Here is a 3965-nt window from a genome sequence, read left to right as displayed (position 1 = left end):
CATCGCCTTCGGTGGTGCTTAAATTACCAAATAAGCTATAGCCAGCAACTAAAATAATAATAATGGGGAGTAGTTTGTTTAAAAAATCGATACTTAAATGATCAACAATAACAGTACCTATCAATGCACCTATTGCGGTAGCAATAATGGAGGCTGCCCAAAACTTAGGACTAAATAAGTTCTTTTTATAGTATGTATAGCTTGCCGTTAACGAGCCAAAGCTAGCCGCTAATTTATTGGTGCCTAATGTTAAATGTGGAGGTAAGCCAGCAGTTAATAAAGCGGGTACAGTTAACATGCCACCGCCACCGGCGATAGCGTCTATAAAACCTGCGGCAAGTGCAACAGCACATAAAACAGCCCAGGTTGTTGGATCGAGTGCGAGTTCAAACATTAATAATCTATTTGTCTTTTAAAAGGTGGTAGGGTGTCGAGCATGGCTTTACCGTATCGCTTAGTAACTAAGCGTCTATCGAGAATAGTAATACAGCCTTCATCACTCTCTTTTCGCAGCAGTCTACCACAGCTTTGTACCAATTTCTTTGCGGCATCTGGCACGGTAATCGTTAAAAACGGGTTACCACCTTTGCTTTGTACAAATTCTGCTTGCGCTTCTTCTATTGGCGAAGTAGGTACAGCAAACGGAATTTTAGTGATTATTAGGTTCTCTAAATATTTACCAGGTAAATCAAGACCTTCCGAAAGGCTTTGTGTTCCAAATAAAATACTGCCTTTGCCTTCGTCTACATTTTTAGTGTGTAATTTAAGCAATGCTTCTCGCGACATCTCACCTTGTACTAATAAGTTAAAACCTTTTGTTCTAAGGAACTTTGTTACGTGGTCCATTTGCCAGTAAGAAGCGAATAGTACAAGGTTCGCTTTTTTATCATTTAGGTACTCTGGTAAAGTTTTAGCTAAGTGGTCACTAAAGTCTTTATCGGTAGGTTCTACTTTAGATACCGGAATACGTAAAGTGGCTTGTTTGGGGTAATCAAAAGGAGAAGGTACTTTAATAAATTTAACGCCTTCTTCTTTAGCAAGTCCTGTTTCGTAAGCAAAGTGATCGAACGAGCCCAGTGCACTTAATGTAGCAGAGCACAAAACAGCGCCCGCGCATTCTCGCCACAATTTATCTTTTAAGTAATAACCGACCTCGATAGGGCAGTCGCTTAATAAGTGATCGTGATGGCTTTTGTATTCAAGGCGCTTTATCCACCGTGCATGAGGAGCACCTTCGCCTTTTTTTGCGTAACTAAACCATAGTTTGTTCAGTTGCTCTAAGCGGTTTATGTATTGACCGCTTTCGCCTAGTATTGGGTCGGCAACGTAAGGTTTTATGTCGCCGTCGCTTACATCTTGGGTAAGGGTGTCGTGCATTTTGTTTAAACAGCGCAGCGCATCTTGCGTGGCTTCGCTTATGTCTTTTGCTTTACTGTGCAGCGATTGTGGAATTTCACCGTGCTCAAAGCGATAAGTATCGTCTTTTGAGTATTCAAAGTCGGCATTATCGAGAATATCGCGAACTACTTTTAAATCTTTATTCGCGTCATTAATACTGTCGCAAAGTTTAAAGTTTTGGCCAATGGCTCTTTGCCCCACTAAAACCTTTGCCATTTTTCCGCTAAACTTGGTGAGCTTATCAAGCCATTCTATTGTACCTTTAATTGTTGCTGCGGCCGATGAAAAGTCGCGTGTTATATGTGCTAAATGATGCGCTTCATCAATTACATAAATGGTGTTGTCGGGCTCGGGTAAAATTTTACCGCCGCCTAAGTCTAAATCAGCTAGTAATAAAGAGTGATTAATTACCAGCACATCCATTTGCATTAATTGATTACGAGCAAGCTGAAACGGACACGTTTGATGGGCCTTCATTTGGCGTTGGCATGAATGTTTATCGCACGCTATTAAGTTCCATACTCTGTCGGGTACGGTATCGGCCCAGCTGTCTCTATCGCCTTGCCATTTTTTATTCACATATGCGTTATATAGCTCATTCAAACACTTGGTTTCCATTGCGCTCAATGGTGAAGTAAGCGTTGGCATAAAGTCCATTTGTGTTTGGCTATCGCCATTTACAGCATTATGTAATTTGTGAGCGCAAATATAACGATGGCGACCTTTTACCAAATCAAATTTAAAGTCGAGGCCTGAATGCTTTTTAAAAAATGGGAGTTCTTTTGCTATTAATTGTTCTTGCAGTGCAACGGTCGCGGTAGAAATAACCAGCTTCTTTTTTTGCGCTAAGGCAAGAGGCAATGCGCCTAAACAATAGGCAAGAGACTTACCGGTACCGGTGCCTGCTTCAATTACGCAAATGCGCTGCTTTTTATGGTATTCGCCAGCAAGTGTTTTTGCTATTTCGGCTACAAGATAATTTTGACTGCTACGAGGGCGATAATCTTTTAGGTTACTAGCCACATGCTGGTGTACTTGCCTAATTGTTTTTTTTAGTGAGTCAGAAAGCATGGGATGATTTACCTAAAGTATGTATATAATTACAGTGCTATGGATTTTAGAGTTATAAGAGTGTAACTACAAGAAGTGATGAGATTAATTTAGCAAATAAAGTATCTGAGTGTTTATTTAGGTTGAATGTATGGCTTTAAAGCATTTTGAATTAAGTAAAAACTTACATATATATATAAGGTTTAGTAATAATGTACTTAACAGCTGGTTTTATTGTTTCTTCTCATGCTTATGATACTGCTAACGGCATCTGCTACGAAGCGTGGTTTTGTAGTGATAAAGGGCCTATAAAAACGGTGTCGACTAACGAAAATGCGCTGTTTTTTATTAAAAGCAAAGATGCTGAAATAGTGAATGAAATATTAGCCGCTGAATCACTTATCTTTAATATTAAAAGTCTTGAGTTAAAAAACTTTCAGCAAGAAGATATGTCGGCCTGTTACTTCAAATCACTAAAACATTTTTATTCTGCTGCTAAAGCTTTAAAGCAACGTGTAGTTGTATTATTTGAAGAAGACATTCGACCAATAGAGCGTTATTTAATGGAGCGCTTTATAAAAGGAGGAGCTTGGATAACGGGTAATGTTTTTTATCAAAATGGTTATACATTAGTAACAGAGGCAAAATTAAAAGCAAATGATGAGTACTCCCCAGCTCTTAATAAGCTCTCGTTAGACATTGAATGTAACGAAAGTGGCGTTTTGTTTTCTGTTGGACTTGTGGGCTGCAATTTAGACTGTGTTTTAATGATTGGCGAGCCAGATAGGGAAACTGAAAACCTAGAGTTTGATATTATTTGGTGTGTAGATGAGGCTGAGCTCTTAAAGGGATTGGAGCATTTTATTAAGCTTAGCGATCCTGATGTCATAATTGGCTGGAATGTAATTGAGTTCGATTTTTCGGTTATTCATGACAGAGCTGAAGCACTTGGGGTTAAGTTATTACTGGGTAGGGAAGATCAACCTTTATATGTTCGAAAAGGACACTTTACTCGAGTATCGATCCCTGGGCGATGTGTGGTTGATGGAATAGACACTTTAAAAAATGCTACATATAGCTTTGAGAGCTTTTCTTTAGCTAATGTTTCAAATCAAGTGTTGGGTGAGTCCAAATTAATCGACACGGCTAATAGTCTGCAGGAAATTATTAGGCAATTTAATGAAGATAAGCTTTCTTTAGCAAAATATAATCGACAAGATTGTATTTTGGTAAATAAAATTTTTGATAAATTAAAGCTACTCGACTTTTCTATTATAAGAACAAAGCTCACAGGGCTAGAGCTTGAAAAAAAGGGCGGCTCTGTCGCTGCTTTTATCAATATGTATTTACCAATGCTGCATCGCAGCGGTTATGTTGCTCCTAATATGGGCGATCATGGGCTTACATTCGAAAGTCCTGGCGGTTATGTAATGGAGTCTATTCCTGGGCTTTATAAAAATGTCATTGTTTTAGATTTTAAAAGCTTGTACCCCAGTATTATGCAAACTTTCTATATT

Annotated in this window: 3 protein-coding genes; 1 reads left to right on the top strand and 2 read right to left on the bottom strand. The window is 38.7% G+C overall.

Annotation, left to right across the window (positions count from 1 at the left end; all coding sequences use genetic code 11):
- Both H5072_RS13560 and dinG read right to left on the bottom strand, forming a co-directional pair.
- Window positions 1-394 (bottom strand): TSUP family transporter (locus H5072_RS13560; protein ID WP_182693816.1); only part of this gene is annotated, 394 nt, incomplete at its 3' end.
- Window positions 394-2469, bottom strand: a complete 2076-nt coding sequence (gene dinG / locus H5072_RS13555; protein WP_039484246.1) for an ATP-dependent DNA helicase DinG — start codon at window positions 2467-2469, stop codon at window positions 394-396. The genes dinG and H5072_RS13560, both read right to left, overlap by 1 nt.
- A 191-nt stretch (window positions 2470-2660) precedes the next feature.
- On the opposite strand from dinG, the gene H5072_RS13550 reads away from it, so the two are divergent.
- Window positions 2661-3965: 3'-5' exonuclease (locus tag H5072_RS13550; protein WP_310735882.1), on the top strand; the 1305-nt coding region annotated here is incomplete at its 3' end.

This window comes from Pseudoalteromonas sp. SR45-5, assembly GCF_014163565.1.
Classification (GTDB): Bacteria; Pseudomonadota; Gammaproteobacteria; order Enterobacterales; family Alteromonadaceae; genus Pseudoalteromonas; species Pseudoalteromonas distincta.
This window is presented reverse-complemented; position numbering and strand designations above follow the sequence as displayed.

Coding starts and splice junctions, on each gene's coding strand:
- dinG (WP_039484246.1), bottom strand. CDS start 2,469: ATGCTTTCTGACTCACTAAAAAAAACAATTAGGCAAGTACACCAGCAT.